Here is a 17,355-nt window from a genome sequence, read left to right on the forward strand (position 1 = left end):
GGGGAACACAACACGAAGAGTTTATTTATGTCATCATCCCGTCCGGTGTTCCGCTCGCGCTGGCTGCCCTATTTGCTGGTCGCGCCGCAGCTCATCATCACCGTTATCTTTTTTATCTGGCCTGCGGGCGAAGCGTTGTGGTACTCGCTGCAAAGCGTCGATCCGTTTGGTTTCTCCAGCCAGTTTGTCGGCCTGGATAACTTCGTCACGCTGTTTCATGACAGCTACTATCTCGACTCCTTCTGGACGACGATAAAATTCAGCACCTTTGTCACCGTCAGCGGTTTGCTGGTGTCGCTGTTCTTCGCGGCGCTGGTGGAGTACATCGTGCGCGGCAGCCGTTTCTATCAAACCTTAATGCTGCTGCCTTACGCTGTGGCACCCGCCGTTGCCGCCGTATTGTGGATCTTCCTGTTTAACCCCGGCCGTGGGCTGATCACTCATTTTCTCGCTGAGTTCGGCTACGACTGGAACCACGCGCAAAACAGCGGTCAGGCGATGTTCCTGGTGGTGTTTGCCTCGGTGTGGAAGCAAATCAGCTACAACTTTCTGTTCTTCTATGCCGCGCTGCAATCCATTCCCCGTTCGTTGATTGAAGCCGCAGCCATCGACGGTGCAGGGCCGATTCGCCGCTTCTTTAAGATCGCGCTGCCGCTTATCGCCCCGGTGAGTTTCTTCCTGCTGGTGGTGAACCTGGTCTACGCCTTCTTCGATACCTTCCCGGTAATCGACGCCGCCACGTCCGGTGGGCCAGTACAGGCCACCACGACGCTGATTTATAAGATTTACCGCGAAGGCTTTACCGGACTGGATCTGGCTTCGTCTGCCGCGCAGTCGGTGGTGTTGATGTTCCTCGTCATCGTGCTGACGGTGGTGCAGTTCCGCTATGTTGAAAGCAAGGTGCGTTACCAATGATTGAGAACCGTCCGTGGCTGACGATATTCAGCCATACCATGCTGATCCTCGGGATCGCGGTGATCCTCTTCCCGCTGTACGTGGCGTTTGTCGCGGCGACGCTGGATAAACAGGCCGTCTACGCCGCGCCGATGACGCTAATCCCCGGCACACATCTGCTGGAAAACATCCACAACATCTGGGTGAACGGAGTAGGCACGAATAGTGCGCCGTTCTGGCGGATGTTGCTTAACAGCTTTGTGATGGCGTTCAGCATTACGCTCGGCAAAATTACCGTCTCGATGCTCTCGGCATTTGCCATTGTCTGGTTTCGTTTTCCGCTGCGTAACCTCTTCTTCTGGATGATTTTTATCACCCTGATGCTGCCGGTTGAAGTGCGTATCTTCCCGACGGTTGAAGTGATCGCCAATCTGAAGATGCTCGACAGCTACGCAGGTTTAACGCTGCCGCTGATGGCCTCGGCGACCGCCACCTTCCTGTTCCGTCAGTTCTTTATGACCCTACCGGATGAACTGGTGGAAGCGGCGCGGATCGACGGCGCGTCGCCAATGCGTTTCTTTTGCGACATTGTTTTTCCGTTGTCGAAAACCAATCTGGCGGCGCTGTTTGTGATCACCTTTATTTACGGCTGGAACCAGTATCTATGGCCGTTGTTGATTATTACCGACGTTGATCTCGGCACCACCGTGGCAGGGATTAAAGGGATGATCGCTACTGGCGAAGGCACAACGGAATGGAACTCGGTGATGGCGGCGATGTTGTTAACCCTGATCCCACCAGTAGTGATTGTTTTAGTGATGCAGCGTGCCTTCGTGCGCGGCCTGGTCGATAGTGAGAAATAAGATGGCAGGACTGAAATTACAGGCAGTAACCAAAAGCTGGGATGGCAAAACCCAGGTCATTAAACCGCTGACCCTTGATGTGGCGGATGGTGAATTTATCGTGATGGTCGGGCCTTCTGGCTGCGGGAAATCGACGCTGCTGCGCATGGTTGCCGGGCTGGAGCGGGTGACGGAAGGCGATATCTGGATCAACAATGAGCGTGTGACCGAAATGGAGCCGAAAGATCGCGGGATTGCGATGGTGTTCCAGAACTACGCGCTTTATCCGCATATGAGCGTCGAAGAAAACATGGCGTGGGGGCTGAAAATTCGCGGCATGGGCAAGCAGCAAATTGCCGAGCGCGTTCAAGAAGCGGCGCGTATTCTGGAGCTGGACGGCCTGCTCAAGCGCCGCCCGCGTGAGCTTTCCGGCGGTCAGCGCCAGCGTGTGGCGATGGGGCGCGCGATTGTGCGCGATCCGGCGGTATTTTTGTTTGATGAGCCGCTCTCTAACCTTGATGCCAAGCTGCGCGTGCAGATGCGCCTTGAGTTGCAGCAATTGCACCGTCGCCTGAAAACAACTTCACTCTACGTTACTCACGATCAGGTTGAGGCGATGACGCTCGCCCAGCGGGTGATGGTGATGAACGGCGGCGTTGCTGAACAGATTGGCACACCGGTGGAAGTGTACGAAAAGCCCGCCAGCCTGTTTGTGGCGAGTTTTATCGGCAGTCCGGCGATGAACCTGCTGACAGGACGTGTGAATAACGAAGGCACACATTTCGAACTGGACGGCGGTATCGCGCTGCCGCTAAACGGTGGCTGCCGTCAGTATGCAGGACGTAAAATGACCCTCGGTATTCGCCCGGAACATATTGCGTTAAGCTCACAAACAGAAGGCGGCGTACCGCTGGTGATGGACACGCTGGAGATCCTCGGCGCTGATAACCTGGCGCACGGACGCTGGGGCGAACAGAAGCTGGTGGTAAGACTGGCGCATCAGGAGCGCCCGACGGCAGGCAGCACGCTGTGGCTGCATCTGCCGGAAAATCAGCTACATCTTTTTGATGGTGAAACAGGACAACGAGTATGAGTAACTGGCCTTATCCCCGCATCGTCGCCCATCGTGGCGGCGGTAAGCTGGCCCCCGAAAACACCCTGGCGGCAATCGACGTCGGGGCAAAATACGGTCATAAGATGATCGAATTTGACGCGAAGTTATCGAAAGATGGCGAGATCTTCCTGCTCCATGACGACAATCTCGAACGTACCAGCAACGGCTGGGGCGTCGCGGGTGAACTGAACTGGCAGGATTTACTGCGCGTGGATGCAGGCAGTTGGTACAGCAAAGCGTTTAAAGGCGAGCCGTTGCCTTTGCTTTCGCAAGTAGCAGAACGCTGCCGCGAACACGGGATGATGGCGAATATCGAAATCAAACCCACCACTGGCACTGGGCCATTAACGGGCAAAATGGTGGCGCTGGCGGCGCGCGAGCTTTGGGCAGGTATGACGCCGCCGCTGCTGTCATCGTTTGAGATTGATGCTTTAGAAGCTGCGCAACAGGCTGCACCGGAACTGCCGCGCGGTTTGTTGCTTGATGAGTGGCGCGACGACTGGCGCGAACTGACCACGCGGCTGGGCTGTGTCTCTATTCATCTCAATCATAAGTTGCTCGATAAAGCGCGAGTGAGGCAGTTGAAAGACGCTGGATTACGGATTCTGGTGTATACCGTCAACAGACCCCAGCGAGCGGCAGAGTTGCTGCGCTGGGGCGTGGATTGCATCTGTACCGATGCGATTGATGTGATTGGTCCGAACTTTACGGCCCAATAGTTTTCAACGGAATATCAGGCTGCGGCGTGCTGGGGGGATTCAGCATGTCGCCGTTTCTCCTCTCTTGCAGCATATGCTGCTGATTCAACGAACTATCCATATTACGGTTGCCGTTTAACATCCCGCCGTTGGTGTTGGGCAGCATTTGCTGCCGGGCGGGATTTAGCTCCCCCGGCTGCGACTGCAATACCCGCTGCGAGTTACTGTTAATCTGATTTTCTAAATGCTGCTGCTGTAATTGCGTCTGAGTTTTCAGTTGCTGATTCAACATCCCTTTTTGCTGGATTTGCTGCGTTTGCATTTGAGTTTGCATCCGCTGCTGACTGGGGATCTGATACCCCGGCTGGTTAGGGTTGTTCAGAGTATTAATGGGCTGTGCAAAGCCGACAAACGGCAGGAGTGCCGTCAAAAGCAGAAGTCGTTTCATCGCGTATCCTCCTCTGAAGATATTCTTTAAGTTTACTCGCTTCCCGGCAAAACGATGATTAATTCAGAGTTATATACCAGGCTTAGCTGGGGTTGCCCCACACATAACTGGAGAATAACGATGATAAAACCGACGTTTTTACGCCGGGCGGCGATTACAGCTTTGCTTTCAGGATGTTGTTTTAGTGTTGTTGCCGCGCCACCTGCGCCGCCGCCTGTCTCGTATGGCGTGGAGGAAGATGTCTTTCATCCGGTACGCGCGAAGCAGGGGATGGTGGCGTCTGTGGATGCTACTGCCACTCAGGTGGGGGTGGATATCCTTAAAGAAGGTGGTAATGCCGTTGATGCCGCCGTGGCGGTGGGATATGCGCTGGCGGTAACGCATCCGCAGGCGGGGAATCTGGGCGGCGGCGGTTTTATGCTGATCCGCACTAAAGATGGCAATACGACTTCTATTGATTTCCGTGAGATGGCACCCGCCAAAGCAACCCGCGATATGTTCCTCGATGATCAGGGCAACCCGGACAGCAAAAAATCACTCACTTCGCATTTGGCCTCAGGAACGCCTGGCACGGTCGCAGGCTTCTCGCTGGCGCTGGAGAAGTACGGCACCATGCCGCTGAACAAAGTGGTGCAACCGGCGTTTAAACTGGCGCGCGATGGTTTTATCGTTAACGACGCGCTGGCCGACGATCTCAAAACTTACGGCAGTGAAGTGCTGCCGAATCACGAAAACAGCAAGGCTATCTTCTGGAAAGAGGGCGAACCGCTGAAAAAGGGCGACAAACTGGTGCAGGCGAACCTGGCAAAGAGCCTGGAGATGATTGCCGAAAACGGCCCGGACGAATTCTACAAAGGCACGATAGCTGAGCAGATCGCCCAGGAGATGCAGAAAAACGGCGGCCTGGTAAGCAAAGAAGATTTAGCGGCGTATAAAGCGGTGGAACGCACACCGATTAGCGGCGATTATCGCGGGTATCAGGTTTACTCCATGCCACCGCCATCCTCCGGCGGGATTCATATCGTGCAGATTCTGAATATCCTGGAAAACTTCGATATGAAGAAATATGGCTTTGGCAGCGCCGATGCGATGCAAATCATGGCAGAAGCTGAGAAATACGCCTACGCCGACCGCTCGGAATATCTTGGCGACCCGGATTTTGTCAAAGTGCCGTGGCAGGCGCTGACCAATAAAGCCTATGCCAAATCCATTGCCGATCAAATTGATATCAATAAAGCGAAGCCGTCCAGCGAAATTCGCCCAGGCAAACTTGCGCCTTATGAGAGTAATCAAACAACCCATTACTCAGTGGTGGATAAAGACGGTAACGCGGTGGCGGTGACCTATACGCTGAATACCACTTTCGGTACGGGGATTGTCGCGGGTGAGAGCGGTATTCTGCTTAACAATCAGATGGATGATTTCTCAGCCAAACCAGGTGTACCGAACGTTTACGGGCTGGTGGGCGGTGATGCTAACGCCGTCGGGCCGAACAAACGTCCGCTGTCGTCAATGTCGCCGACCATTGTGGTGAAAGACGGTAAAACCTGGCTGGTTACCGGTAGCCCAGGCGGGAGTCGGATTATCACCACCGTGCTGCAAATGGTAGTAAACAGCATCGATTATGGCATGAACGTCGCCGAAGCGACCAATGCGCCGCGTTTCCATCATCAGTGGTTGCCGGACGAGCTGCGCGTCGAAAAAGGGTTTAGCCCGGATACGCTCAAGCTGCTGGAAGCAAAAGGTCAGAAAGTGGCGCTGAAAGAGGCGATGGGCAGTACGCAAAGCATTATGGTTGGGCCGGAGGGTGAGTTATACGGCGCATCCGACCCGCGCTCGGTGGATGATTTAACAGCGGGGTATTAATATCTTAAGCCCTCTCCCGGTAGGTGAGGGCTTAAATGACAAACTTAGATTGCAAATTCTTTATTTCACCCGCGCCATAAAATACGCATCGACATATTCGCCATTTCGCAACGCGTACTTTTTACCAGTTCCTTCAATCTCAAAACCGTATTTTTTATAGACCTTAATTGCTGGGGCGTTATCGACAAATACGGTTAGTTCAATGCGATCTACCCGCAACCAGTTGTCGCACATCTCAATCATCTCTCGCATCAAGGCGCTGGCGACGCCGCGATTGTGCCAGCGGGAGTCGACGCAAATACCAAAATCGGCAACATGACTGCGGCGCGGGCGTTGCTGCACGTCAATGGTGAGATGACCCACGACGGTTCCATCAATACAGGCGACTAACTGTTTAATGCCGGGACGATCGGCGAGTCGCTCCTGCCACAGATGATCGGAAGGATGAGGCACCTGTAGTGTGTTGTAATACACCTCCGGCTGGGCGTGAATTTGCCGAATGGCCTCGTAATCGCGCGTTTCAGCGTGGCGTATCACTATCTCACTCATTCCTCTGTCCTCTTTGGGGTAAATGTCCCTTTCAACATCATTGACTTTCAAATACGAGTCAAATGCATTTTTTTGCAAAAAGTGTTGGACAAGTGCGAATGAGAATGATTATTATTGTCTCGCGATCAGGAAGACCCTCGCGGAGAACCTGAAAGCACGACATTGCTCACATTGCTTCCAGTATTACTTAGCCAGCCGGGTGCTGGCTTTTTTTTGCTTGTCATTTTGTCCAAGGGGAATGTTCCTCGTGTTGAGACAAATGCAAAATTGTCTGATGCGCTACGCTTATCAGCCTACAAACCTGTGCCCGAACCGTAGGTCGGATAAGGCGTTCACGCCGCATCCGGCATGATCAAAGTGCACTTTGCCAACAATCTGACGTACTGAAGCACAGGCATAGGAACCACGTCCGCTTTGCGTTAAGGTGTAACTAACCACCTTAAAAAAGGACGAAATCATGGCCATCAACTGCGCCTTTATTGGCTTCGGCAAAAGCACCACCCGTTACCATCTGCCGTATGTACTTAACCGCAAGGATAGCTGGCATGTCGCGCATATTTTCCGCCGCCATGCGAAGCCGGAAGAACAGGCTCCTGTCTACTCGCATATCCATTTCACCAGCGATCTCGACGAAGTATTAAACGATCCTGACGTTAAGCTGGTTATCGTCTGCACTCACGCTGACAGCCACTTCGAGTACGCGAAGCGTGCGCTGGAAGCCGGGAAAAATGTGCTGGTCGAAAAACCGTTCACCCCGACGCTTGCGCAGGCGAAAGAGCTGTTTGCGCTGGCAAAAAGCAAAGGGCTGACCGTCACGCCGTATCAGAATCGCCGCTTTGACTCCTGCTTCCTGACGGCGAAAAAAGCGATTGAAAGCGGCAAGCTGGGAGAGATTGTCGAAGTGGAAAGCCATTTTGACTATTACCGTCCGGTGGCAGAAACCAAACCTGGACTGCCGCAGGATGGCGCATTTTATGGCCTTGGCGTGCATACCCTCGACCAGATTATCTCGCTGTTCGGTCGCCCGGATCATGTGGCTTACGACATTCGCAGTCTGCGTAATAAAGCCAACCCGGATGACACCTTCGAAGCGCAGCTGTTTTATGGTGATTTGAAAGCCATCGTCAAAACCAGCCATCTGGTGAAAATCGATTATCCGAAATTTATCGTTCACGGTAAGAAAGGTACATTTATTAAATACGGTATCGACCAGCAGGAAACCAGCCTGAAGGCTAATATTATGCCGGGCGAACCGGGATTCGCAGCGGATGATTCGGTCGGTGTGCTGGAGTATGTCAATGACGAGGGCGTGACGGTAAGAGAAGAGATGAAGCCGGAGGTGGGCGACTACGGACGCGTATATGATGCGCTGTATCAAACCATCACCACCGGTGCTCCAAATTACGTCAAGGAATCTGAAGTTCTTACTAATCTGGAAATCCTTGAACGCGGTTTTGAACAAGCTTCTCCCTCTACAGTGACTCTCGCGAAGTAAGTTTGATGGCTCCTCGAATAGTTCAATTTTTTTGAACAGAGGGGTCAATTTTCACCCTCTATCATCCCAGGCGGATCGGGTCCACACTAAGCCCATCGAAAACATTCAGGGGGTGAATACAAATGATCTACTTACGCAAAGCAAATGAACGTGGTCATGCGAATCATGGCTGGCTGGACTCCTGGCACACTTTCTCTTTTGCCAACTATTACGACCCGAACTTTATGGGCTTCTCCGCGCTGCGTGTCATTAACGACGACGTGATTGAAGCAGGGCAGGGTTTCGGCACTCACCCACATAAAGATATGGAAATTTTAACCTACGTGCTGGAAGGTACTGTTGAGCATCAGGACAGCATGGGTAATAAAGAGCAGGTTCCGGCGGGCGAGTTTCAGATTATGAGTGCGGGTACGGGTATTCGTCACTCAGAGTACAACCCCAGCAGCACCGAGCGTCTGCATCTGTATCAGATCTGGATCATGCCAGAAGAAAACGGCATTACACCGCGTTATGAACAGCGTCGCTTTGATGCCGTGCAGGGCAAACAACTGGTGCTCTCGCCGGATGCGCGTGATGGTTCGTTGAAAGTGCATCAGGATATGGAACTGTATCGCTGGGCGCTGCTGAAAGATGAACAGTCGGTGCATCAGATTGCCGCTGAACGCCGCGTCTGGATCCAGGTAGTGAAAGGCAATGTCACCATTAACGGTGTGAAAGCCTCGACCAGTGATGGTCTGGCAATCTGGGATGAGCAGGCAATCTCCATCCACGCCGATAGCGACAGTGAAATTCTGCTGTTCGATTTGCCGCCAGTCTAAATTTATCTCACAAACCTTCCTGAGGAATCAGGAAGGTTGTGATGCGTCCGTGGTAAACTAAAGGAATCTATCCCTTTTGTACCCTTCAGGACGATGAAAAAGAAAAGACCCGTACTTCAGGATGTGGCTGACCGTGTAGGCGTGACCAAAATGACGGTCAGCCGTTTTTTACGCAACCCGGAGCAGGTCTCCGTCGCCTTACGTGGCAAGATTGCCGCCGCTCTTGATGAACTGGGTTATATTCCCAACCGCGCGCCCGATATCCTCTCAAATGCTACCAGCCGGGCAATTGGCGTCCTGTTACCTTCTCTCACCAACCAGGTTTTCGCGGAAGTATTACGCGGTATCGAAAGCGTTACCGACGCGCACGGTTATCAGACTATGCTGGCGCACTACGGTTATAAACCGGAAATGGAACAAGAGCGCCTCGAATCAATGCTTTCATGGAATATTGACGGGCTGATCCTCACCGAACGAACCCACACGCCGCGCACCTTAAAGATGATTGAAGTGGCAGGTATTCCAGTGGTGGAGCTGATGGACAGTAAATCTCCGTGCCTCGATATCGCCGTCGGCTTTGATAACTTCGAAGCGGCACGTCAGATGACCACCGCCATTATTGCTCGCGGGCATCGGCACATTGCCTATCTCGGCGCACGTCTCGACGAACGTACAATCATCAAACAGAAGGGATACGAACAGGCGATGCTGGATGCCGGCCTGGTGCCATATAGCGTGATGGTTGAACAATCTTCTTCTTACTCTTCAGGTATTGAACTGATTCGCCAGGCGCGGAGGGAATATCCGCAGTTAGATGGCGTATTCTGTACCAACGATGACCTGGCTGTCGGCGCGGCGTTTGAATGTCAGCGTCTGGGGCTGAAAATCCCTGACGATATGGCAATTGCCGGTTTCCACGGCCACGATATTGGTCAGGTGATGGAGCCACGGCTGGCGAGCGTGCTGACGCCGCGTGAGCGGATGGGCAGCATTGGCGCTGAACGCCTGCTGGCGCGTATTCGTGGCGAAGCAGTGACACCGAAAATGTTAGATTTAGGTTTCACCTTGTCACCGGGCGGATCTATTTAAGCTCACAAATTTGAAGTAGCTCACACTTATACACTTAAGGCACGGATGGATATTGCTTCTGATTTTGTCCGGCTGGACAATGTTACCGATAACAGTTACCCGTAACATTTTTAATTCTTGTATTGTGGGGGCACCACTTTGAGCACGACTAACCATGATCACCACATTTACGTCTTGATGGGCGTATCGGGCAGCGGCAAATCTGCGGTCGCCAGTGAAGTGGCGCATCAACTTCATGCCGCGTTTCTTGATGGCGATTTCCTCCATCCGCGTCGCAATATCGAAAAAATGGCGTCCGGTGAACCGCTGAATGATGACGATCGCAAACCGTGGTTACAGGCGCTGAACGACGCCGCGTTTGCCATGCAGCGTACCAATAAAGTGTCGCTGATCGTCTGTTCCGCACTGAAAAAGCACTATCGCGACCTGCTGCGCGCGGGTAATCCGAATCTCTCTTTCATCTACCTGAAAGGCGATTTTGATGTAATTGAAAGCCGTCTGAAAGCGCGTAAAGGCCATTTCTTTAAAACCCAAATGCTGGTGACGCAGTTTGAAACGCTGCAAGAACCGGGTGCGGACGAAACCGATGTACTGGTGGTGGATATCGATCAACCGCTGGAAGGTGTTGTGGCAAGCACCATTGAGGTTATTAAAAAAGGCAAATAAGTAGTGAGTACATTAACGCTTGTTTTAACAGCAGTAGGGTCTGTTTTACTGCTGCTGTTTTTAGTCATGAAAGCGCGTATGCACGCTTTCCTGGCTTTGATGGTGGTGTCTATGGGGGCTGGCCTTTTTTCCGGTATGCCGCTCGATAAAATCGCAGCGACGATGGAAAAAGGGATGGGAGGCACCCTCGGCTTCCTGGCGGTGGTTGTCGCTCTGGGAGCCATGTTTGGCAAGATCTTACATGAAACCGGCGCAGTCGATCAGATTGCCGTCAAAATGCTCAAATCCTTCGGTCACAGCCGCGCGCATTATGCCATTGGCCTTGCGGGGTTGGTTTGTGCGCTACCGCTGTTCTTTGAAGTGGCGATTGTTCTGCTGATTAGCGTTGCTTTCTCAATGGCGCGCCATACCGGCACGAACCTGGTGAAACTGGTTATCCCGTTATTCGCCGGCGTGGCGGCAGCGGCGGCGTTCTTATTGCCGGGGCCAGCGCCAATGCTGCTGGCATCGCAGATGAACGCCGACTTTGGCTGGATGATCCTGATCGGTCTGTGTGCGGCAATTCCGGGAATGATTATTGCCGGGCCGCTGTGGGGTAATTTCATAAGCCGCTACGTGGAACTGCATATTCCTGACGACATCAGCGAACCACATCTCGGCGAAGGCAAAATGCCATCTTTCGGATTCAGCCTGTCGCTGATCCTGTTGCCGCTGGTGCTGGTAGGTCTTAAAACCATTGCCGCGCGTTTTGTGCCGGAAGGCTCTACCGCTTACGAATGGTTCGAGTTTATCGGTCATCCGTTTACCGCGATTCTGGTTGCTTGTCTGGTGGCGATTTATGGTCTGGCGATGCGTCAGGGTATGCCGAAAGACAAAGTGATGGAGATTTGCGGTCACGCGCTGCAACCGGCGGGGATCATTCTGCTGGTAATTGGTGCGGGTGGCGTGTTCAAACAGGTGCTGGTTGACTCTGGCGTAGGTCCGGCACTGGGCGAAGCGTTAACCGGGATGGGGCTGCCGATTGCGATTACCTGCTTCGTGCTGGCCGCTGCAGTGCGCATCATTCAGGGTTCTGCAACGGTTGCCTGCTTAACGGCGGTGGGGCTGGTGATGCCGGTTATTGAACAACTGAACTACTCTGGTGCGCAAATGGCGGCGCTGTCGATTTGTATCGCTGGTGGTTCGATTGTTGTCAGCCACGTTAACGACGCCGGTTTCTGGTTGTTCGGTAAATTTACCGGCGCGACCGAAGCCGAAACGCTGAAAACCTGGACCATGATGGAAACCATCCTCGGCACTGTCGGTGCTATCGTCGGGATGATTGCGTTCCAGCTGTTGAGTTAATTACCGCGACAAATTACTGCGAGCTTGCTCGCAGTAATTCATTTCTCTTTTTTCCTCTCTTCATCTTTTTGATCTCTCTCGCAAAAATACTGGCTCATTATCCGTTCTAATCACTGCGTTAACGGACGCAGGAGAAGAAGATGGAGAAACACGGAGCTGAATTGCTGTTACAGCGGATGTTAAGTAACACCACCGCTACCTTCAGGGAAGGGCAATGGGAAGCTATAGATGCGGTGGTTAATCAGCGGCGAAAACTGCTGGTTGTACAGCGCACTGGCTGGGGGAAAAGCGCCGTGTACTTCATCGCCAGTAAAATCTTCCGCGATCGCGGCGCTGGCCCGACAATTATCATCTCTCCTTTGCTTGCCCTGATGCGTAACCAGGTTGCCGCCGCTGAACGGTTAGGTATTACGGCTGAAACGTTGAATTCTACAAACAGGGAAGAATGGCAGCGCATTAGCGATAATTTGCTGCAAGGTGAGGTCGATTGCTTGCTGGTTTCCCCGGAACGTTTGGCAAACCAGGACTTTATCGAAACGGTTTTATATCCTATAGCCGATCGTATTGGCTTGCTTGTGGTCGACGAGGCGCACTGCATCTCTGATTGGGGCCACGATTTTCGCCCGGATTACCGACGTATATTAGATATTTTGCGCCAGTTGCCTGCGAATACCCCTGTTCTGGGTACAACCGCGACAGCGAATAACCGTGTCGTTGAGGATATCCGTCAGCAATTGGGTGACATTGTGATTCAGCGTGGAACGCTGGCTCGCGAAAGTTTGGCGCTTGATGCCTTAGTCTTAGGTGAACAGTCATCCCGTCTGGCATGGTTAGCGACGGTTATCCCTCAGTTTTCCAAATCGGGAATTGTTTATACCCTGACTACGCGCGATGCCGAACTTGTCGCCGAGTGGTTAAGGAAAAATGGTATCAGTGCATTTGCGTACTACAGCGGCGTGACTTGTGAAGGCGCGAAAGATTCTAATACTGCCAGGGAATATCTGGAGCAGGCACTGCTGGCAAATAAAATCAAAGTGCTGGTCGCGACGACGGCGTTAGGTATGGGGTTTGATAAACCTGATTTAGGTTTCGTCATTCATTATCAGATGCCGGGGTCGATTGTTGGTTACTACCAACAGGTGGGGCGTGCCGGGCGTGCTATAGATTCCGCAGTTGGCATATTGCTTTGTGGTGGCGAAGACCGCGCTATTCATCAATTCTTCCGTGAAAGCGCCTTTCCTGCGGAGGCACAAATTCATGAAATACTCAACGTACTTAGCGAGAATGACGGTCTTACTCTACGAGGCATTGAACAACGGACGAATCTCCGTTATGGGCAAATAGAAAAAGCACTGAAATTATTGGTAGCTGAAAATCCATCGCCTGTGGTGTATACCGAGAAATTATGGCGCAGAACTATCGTCAGTTTTTCTCCTGACCATGAACGAATTAACCATTTGATGAATCAGAGAAAAAGTGAACTGGCAGACGTTGAAAGCTATATAACGACTAAGGAGTGCAAAATGCAATTTCTGCGCCGCGCACTCGATGAGCCAAGTGCCGAACGTTGTGGTAAATGTAGCAGTTGTCTTCAGCATCCGTTGTTGTCGCCCGACATTGATAGCGGCTTACTCCATGCAGCAAATTTATTTATTAAACACGCTGACCTGCCATTAAATCTCAATAAACAGGTGGCATCTGGGGCTTTTACGCAATACGGATTTAAAGGGAACTTGCCTGCGGATTTACAAGGATCTACGGGGCGAATCCTTTCTCGTTGGGGGGATTCCGGGTGGGGAAAGCAGGTCGCACAGGAGAAAAAAATGGGGCGCTTCAGTGATGAGCTGGTGGAGGCATGTGCGGAAATGGTTCGCCAACGCTGGAATCCGCATCCTGAACCAACCTGGGTATGCTGCGTTCCTTCATTAAGGCACCTCGACCTGGTTCCTGATTTTGCCCGGCGACTGGCGGCGAAACTTGGCTTACCTTTTATTGATGCCATTGGAAAAGTCGTGGACAATCCACCACAGAAAATGCAGCAAAACCGTTTTCACCAGTGTCAAAATCTCGACGGGGCGTTTGTGATTACCCCTCCTTTGATGCCAGGTCCGGCGTTGCTGGTTGACGATATCGTGGATTCTGCATGGACGCTGACAGTTCTGACAGCACTGTTACGCCAGGCAGGTTGCCCGACGGTTTATCCTCTTGCCCTTGCTTCTACCTCGGTAAAAAATTGATGAATCTTTCAGCCAATGCACAAGCGACTCTCCTGCTAACCAGCGATTTTTCTCGCGCGGCGGCGAGTGAGCATAAACCTCTTAGCAATAGTGAATGGGGGAAGTTTGCATTATGGCTGAAGCACCAACGTATCAGTCCCGCCGATCTTCTGGTGTCGCAACCGCAAGAGAAACTTACAGGCTGGAGCGATACGCGTATTTCTCAGGAGCGTATTCTTGGCTTGCTGGCGCGCGGTCATAGTCTGGCGTTGGCGGTAGATAAGTGGCAACGCGCTGGTTTATGGATCTTAACCCGAGGCGATGCCGATTATCCCGTTCGCTTGAAAAACCGATTGCGAACGGATGCCCCTCCCGTTTTATTTGGCTGCGGGAATAAAGCATTACTGCAAGCGGAAGGTATGGCGATTGTTGGCTCGCGAGATGCTCCGACTGCCGATTTGCGCTATACCCAACAACTGGCAGCGAAACTGGCTCAACAGAGGATTTGCGTTATCTCTGGTGGTGCGCGAGGTATTGATGAATGTGCAATGACGTCGGCACTAGAGGCAGGGGGAACGGCCGTTGGCGTATTAGCTGATAGCTTGTTAAAAACGAGCACGTTAGTGAAATGGCGTGAAGGGCTTATAGCAGGCAATCTGGTGTTGATTTCGCCGTTTTACCCAGAAGTACGTTTCACCGTCGGCAATGCGATGGCGCGGAATAAATATATTTATTGCCTTGCTGAAAGCGCAATGGTTGTGCGTGCGGGAATGACCGGTGGAACGATAACTGGGGCGATGGAGGCATTAAAACATCAGTGGCTGCCTGTTCTGGTTAAACCAAATCAGGATGAGCAATCAGCCAATTCACGATTAGTAGAAAATGGGGCGTCATGGAGTGCTGAACGGGCTGAAAATGTGACGATCAGACTGCCAGACGTTCCTGGGCTGATGTATGACAGAGTACGCCGTAACGCTCAACCAGAACTGTTTTCACTGCATGAAGATGACGCAAATTACGCAGGAATGCCCGCGCATACGCCTGTCGATTTTTATCAACTCTTTGTAGCGGAACTGGCGATCCTTGCAAAGGAATCGATAAGTATTGAAAGGCTGGCGTCTTGTACTGGTTTAACCATCGAACAAGCTAGTGTATGGCTGAATCGCGCAGAAGAAGAGGGAAGAGTTATCCGATTGGGCGAAGGTCATTATCAGTTCAGGTAATAAAACAGGTGCCGCGTCAGGTTGTGTGCAGCACCTGTTTGAACCTTACCCCTTTATCCACATACGAACGCCGTCGAGGAACATCTGGGTTGCCATCATCACCAGAATCAATCCCATCAGGCGTTCCAGCGCATTCACCCCTTTCTCGCCCAACAGACGTAAAAACAGCGATGACTGTAGCAGGATGACAAATGTGCCGCCCCAGGCCAGCAGCAGGGCAATCACCAGATGCCCCATCTGATTCGGGTACTGATGAGACAGCAACATCAGCGTGGCGAGAATCGTCGGCCCGGCGACCAGCGGAATGGCTAATGGCACGATAAACGGCTCTTCACCAGCCGGAAGCCCACTGCTGTTTCCCGAGGCGCTGGGGAAAATCATCTTAATGGCGATCAGAAACAGAATGATGCCGCCAGAAATGGAGACGGTTTCCGCCCGCAGGCTAAGAAATGCCAGAATTTTCTCACCCGCAAACAGGAACACCAGCATCACCAGGAGAGCAATAAGCAACTCTCGCACCATGATTGCCCGACGTCTTTTCGGTTCAGTATGTTTCAGTACGGACATAAAAATAGGTAGGTTTCCGAGCGGATCCATAATCAAGATCAATAAAACTGCTGCAGAAATGATTTCATTCATAACTCAAGTTCCCTGATAATTGCGTTGGACTTTCTGCGTGCTATGAAAGCAGGATAAGTCGCATTACTGATTGCTTCGCTATCATTGATTAATTTCACTTGCGACTTTGGCTGCTTTTTGTATGGTGAAAGATGTGCCACGAGGACACCGGCACATATATACAGCACACATCTTTGCAGGAAAAAAACGCTTATGAAAAATGTTGGTTTTATCGGCTGGCGCGGTATGGTCGGCTCCGTTCTCATGCAACGCATGGTTGAAGAGCGCGACTTCGACGCCATTCGCCCTGTCTTCTTTTCGACTTCCCAGCCTGGTCAGGCTGCACCGTCCTTTGGCGGTACTACCGGCACACTTCAGGATGCCTTTGATCTGGAGGCGCTGCAGGCCCTCGATATCATCGTAACCTGTCAGGGCGGCGATTATACCAACGAAATCTATCCAAAGCTCCGTGAGAACGGGTGGCAAGGTTACTGGATTGACGCAGCATCGTCTCTGCGCATGAAAGACGACGCCATCATTATCCTTGACCCGGTCAATCAGGACGTCATTACTGACGGATTAAATAAAGGCATCAGGACTTTTGTTGGCGGTAACTGTACCGTAAGCCTGATGTTGATGTCGTTAGGCGGTTTATTCGCCAATGATCTTGTTGATTGGGTTTCCGTTGCAACCTACCAGGCGGCTTCCGGCGGTGGTGCGCGACATATGCGGGAGTTGTTAACCCAGATGGGCCAACTGTATGGCCATGTGGCGGATGAACTCGCAACCCCGTCCTCTGCTATTCTCAATATTGAACGCAAAGTCACGACCTTAACCCGCAGCGGCGAGTTGCCGGTGGATAACTTTGGTGTTCCGCTGGCGGGTAGCCTGATTCCGTGGATCGACAAACAGCTTGATAACGGTCAGAGCCGCGAAGAATGGAAAGGGCAGGCGGAAACCAACAAGATCCTCAACACATCTTCTGTGATTCCGGTAGATGGTTTATGCGTGCGCGTCGGGGCATTGCGCTGCCATAGTCAGGCATTCACCATCAAATTGAAAAAAGATGTATCTATTCCGACCGTGGAAGAACTGCTGGCGGCTCACAACCCGTGGGCGAAAGTCGTACCAAACGATCGGGAAATCACTATGCGTGAGCTAACCCCAGCAGCCGTTACTGGCACGCTGACCACGCCGGTAGGCCGCCTGCGTAAGCTGAATATGGGACCAGAATTTCTGTCAGCCTTTACCGTAGGTGACCAGTTGCTGTGGGGCGCAGCGGAGCCGCTGCGCCGGATGCTTCGTCAACTGGCGTAATCTTTATTCATTAAATCTGGGGCGCAATGCCGCCCCTTTTAGTGCGTAATACAGGAGTAAGCGCAGATGTTTCATGATTTACCGGGAGTTAGATAGAGCATTGGCTATTCTTTAAGGGTGGCAGAATACATGAGTATTCACTGCCTTACCTGAAGGGA

General features: G+C 52.2%; 16 protein-coding genes. 13 read left to right on the forward strand and 3 right to left on the reverse strand.

What is annotated here, in order from left to right; genetic code table 11:
• Window positions 1-27: 27 nt before the first annotated feature.
• From ugpA to ugpQ, 4 genes are read left to right on the forward strand one after another with little or no spacing between them, the layout of a single operon-like run.
• Entirely contained in the window at window positions 28-915 is an 888-nt protein-coding gene (gene ugpA, locus HEN21_RS05395; protein WP_000099289.1) for a sn-glycerol-3-phosphate ABC transporter permease UgpA, read from the forward strand.
• Window positions 912-1,757: a sn-glycerol-3-phosphate ABC transporter permease UgpE gene (ugpE, locus tag HEN21_RS05400; protein ID WP_000572164.1), complete on the forward strand. Its 846-nt coding sequence runs from the start codon at window positions 912-914 to the stop codon at window positions 1,755-1,757. Before ugpA ends, ugpE begins: the two co-directional genes overlap by 4 nt.
• A gap of 1 nt (window position 1,758) precedes the next feature.
• Window positions 1,759-2,829 carry a sn-glycerol 3-phosphate ABC transporter ATP binding protein UgpC gene (gene ugpC / locus HEN21_RS05405; protein WP_176251726.1) on the forward strand — a complete coding sequence of 357 codons (1,071 nt, stop codon included), beginning with the start codon at window positions 1,759-1,761 and terminating at the stop codon, window positions 2,827-2,829.
• Window positions 2,826-3,569, forward strand: a complete 744-nt coding sequence (ugpQ, locus tag HEN21_RS05410) for a glycerophosphodiester phosphodiesterase (protein WP_176251727.1) — start codon at window positions 2,826-2,828, stop codon at window positions 3,567-3,569. Before ugpC ends, ugpQ begins: the two co-directional genes overlap by 4 nt.
• Here ugpQ and HEN21_RS05415 read toward each other — a convergent pair.
• Window positions 3,556-3,996 (reverse strand): DUF2756 family protein, encoded by a 441-nt coding sequence (locus HEN21_RS05415; RefSeq protein ID WP_176251728.1) that lies wholly within the window; start codon window positions 3,994-3,996, stop codon window positions 3,556-3,558. The two genes, ugpQ and HEN21_RS05415, sit on opposite strands and share 14 nt — an antisense overlap.
• A gap of 120 nt (window positions 3,997-4,116) precedes the next feature.
• On the opposite strand from HEN21_RS05415, the gene ggt reads away from it, so the two are divergent.
• Window positions 4,117-5,862 (forward strand): gamma-glutamyltransferase, encoded by a 1,746-nt coding sequence (gene ggt / locus HEN21_RS05420; protein ID WP_176251729.1) that lies wholly within the window; start codon window positions 4,117-4,119, stop codon window positions 5,860-5,862.
• A gap of 60 nt (window positions 5,863-5,922) precedes the next feature.
• On the opposite strand, the gene yhhY is transcribed toward ggt, so the two are convergent.
• Window positions 5,923-6,411: an N-acetyltransferase gene (yhhY, locus tag HEN21_RS05425; RefSeq protein WP_010349190.1), complete on the reverse strand. Its 489-nt coding sequence runs from the start codon at window positions 6,409-6,411 to the stop codon at window positions 5,923-5,925.
• Between the two features lie 457 nt (window positions 6,412-6,868).
• Between yhhY and HEN21_RS05430 the strand changes: the two genes are divergently transcribed.
• The 7 genes from HEN21_RS05430 to HEN21_RS05460 all read left to right on the forward strand — a co-directional run bounded on the left by HEN21_RS05430 (window position 6,869) and on the right by HEN21_RS05460 (window position 15,262).
• Complete coding sequence (locus tag HEN21_RS05430; protein WP_000996651.1) at window positions 6,869-7,906, forward strand: oxidoreductase; 1,038 nt, start codon at window positions 6,869-6,871, stop codon at window positions 7,904-7,906.
• A gap of 122 nt (window positions 7,907-8,028) precedes the next feature.
• Complete coding sequence (gene yhhW / locus HEN21_RS05435; protein ID WP_000639809.1) at window positions 8,029-8,724, forward strand: quercetin 2,3-dioxygenase; 696 nt, start codon at window positions 8,029-8,031, stop codon at window positions 8,722-8,724.
• 93 nt (window positions 8,725-8,817) lie between these two features.
• Window positions 8,818-9,813 carry a gluconate operon transcriptional repressor GntR gene (gntR, locus tag HEN21_RS05440; protein WP_000730250.1) on the forward strand — a complete coding sequence of 332 codons (996 nt, stop codon included), beginning with the start codon at window positions 8,818-8,820 and terminating at the stop codon, window positions 9,811-9,813.
• A 138-nt stretch (window positions 9,814-9,951) separates the two neighbouring features.
• A complete protein-coding gene (gntK, locus tag HEN21_RS05445; protein WP_000108328.1) occupies window positions 9,952-10,479 on the forward strand; it encodes a gluconokinase in 528 nt (175 codons plus the stop codon).
• A 3-nt stretch (window positions 10,480-10,482) separates the two neighbouring features.
• A complete protein-coding gene (gene gntU, locus HEN21_RS05450) occupies window positions 10,483-11,823 on the forward strand; it encodes a gluconate transporter (RefSeq protein ID WP_000105942.1) in 1,341 nt (446 codons plus the stop codon).
• Window positions 11,824-11,963: 140 nt separating this feature from the next.
• Window positions 11,964-14,060: a RecQ family ATP-dependent DNA helicase gene (locus tag HEN21_RS05455; protein WP_105287198.1), complete on the forward strand. Its 2,097-nt coding sequence runs from the start codon at window positions 11,964-11,966 to the stop codon at window positions 14,058-14,060.
• Window positions 13,967-15,262 (forward strand): DNA-processing protein DprA, encoded by a 1,296-nt coding sequence (locus HEN21_RS05460; RefSeq protein WP_176251730.1) that lies wholly within the window; start codon window positions 13,967-13,969, stop codon window positions 15,260-15,262. Before HEN21_RS05455 ends, HEN21_RS05460 begins: the two co-directional genes overlap by 94 nt.
• Window positions 15,263-15,307: 45 nt before the next feature.
• Here the strand turns inward: HEN21_RS05460 and yhgN are convergent, their stop codons facing one another.
• Entirely contained in the window at window positions 15,308-15,901 is a 594-nt protein-coding gene (yhgN, locus tag HEN21_RS05465; RefSeq protein WP_176251731.1) for an NAAT family transporter YhgN, read from the reverse strand.
• A gap of 192 nt (window positions 15,902-16,093) precedes the next feature.
• On the opposite strand from yhgN, the gene asd reads away from it, so the two are divergent.
• The gene (asd, locus tag HEN21_RS05470) at window positions 16,094-17,197 is read left to right on the forward strand and encodes an aspartate-semialdehyde dehydrogenase (protein ID WP_000799967.1); all 1,104 of its coding nucleotides are present in this window, start codon (window positions 16,094-16,096) and stop codon (window positions 17,195-17,197) included.
• The last annotated feature ends 158 nt before the right edge of the window (window positions 17,198-17,355 follow it).

The sequence above is a fragment of the Escherichia sp. 93.1518 genome, assembly GCF_013368915.2.
GTDB lineage: Bacteria > Pseudomonadota > Gammaproteobacteria > Enterobacterales > Enterobacteriaceae > Escherichia > Escherichia ruysiae.

Coding starts and splice junctions, on each gene's coding strand:
- gntR (WP_000730250.1), top strand. CDS start 8,818: ATGAAAAAGAAAAGACCCGTACTTCAGGATGTGGCTGACCGTGTAGGC.
- ugpE (WP_000572164.1), top strand. CDS start 912: ATGATTGAGAACCGTCCGTGGCTGACGATATTCAGCCATACCATGCTG.
- asd (WP_000799967.1), top strand. CDS start 16,094: ATGAAAAATGTTGGTTTTATCGGCTGGCGCGGTATGGTCGGCTCCGTT.
- HEN21_RS05415 (WP_176251728.1), bottom strand. CDS start 3,996: ATGAAACGACTTCTGCTTTTGACGGCACTCCTGCCGTTTGTCGGCTTT.
- ugpA (WP_000099289.1), top strand. CDS start 28: ATGTCATCATCCCGTCCGGTGTTCCGCTCGCGCTGGCTGCCCTATTTG.
- yhhW (WP_000639809.1), top strand. CDS start 8,029: ATGATCTACTTACGCAAAGCAAATGAACGTGGTCATGCGAATCATGGC.
- yhhY (WP_010349190.1), bottom strand. CDS start 6,411: ATGAGTGAGATAGTGATACGCCACGCTGAAACGCGCGATTACGAGGCC.
- HEN21_RS05460 (WP_176251730.1), top strand. CDS start 13,967: ATGGACGCTGACAGTTCTGACAGCACTGTTACGCCAGGCAGGTTGCCC.
- ugpQ (WP_176251727.1), top strand. CDS start 2,826: ATGAGTAACTGGCCTTATCCCCGCATCGTCGCCCATCGTGGCGGCGGT.
- ugpC (WP_176251726.1), top strand. CDS start 1,759: ATGGCAGGACTGAAATTACAGGCAGTAACCAAAAGCTGGGATGGCAAA.
- HEN21_RS05430 (WP_000996651.1), top strand. CDS start 6,869: ATGGCCATCAACTGCGCCTTTATTGGCTTCGGCAAAAGCACCACCCGT.
- yhgN (WP_176251731.1), bottom strand. CDS start 15,901: ATGAATGAAATCATTTCTGCAGCAGTTTTATTGATCTTGATTATGGAT.
- HEN21_RS05455 (WP_105287198.1), top strand. CDS start 11,964: ATGGAGAAACACGGAGCTGAATTGCTGTTACAGCGGATGTTAAGTAAC.
- ggt (WP_176251729.1), top strand. CDS start 4,117: ATGATAAAACCGACGTTTTTACGCCGGGCGGCGATTACAGCTTTGCTT.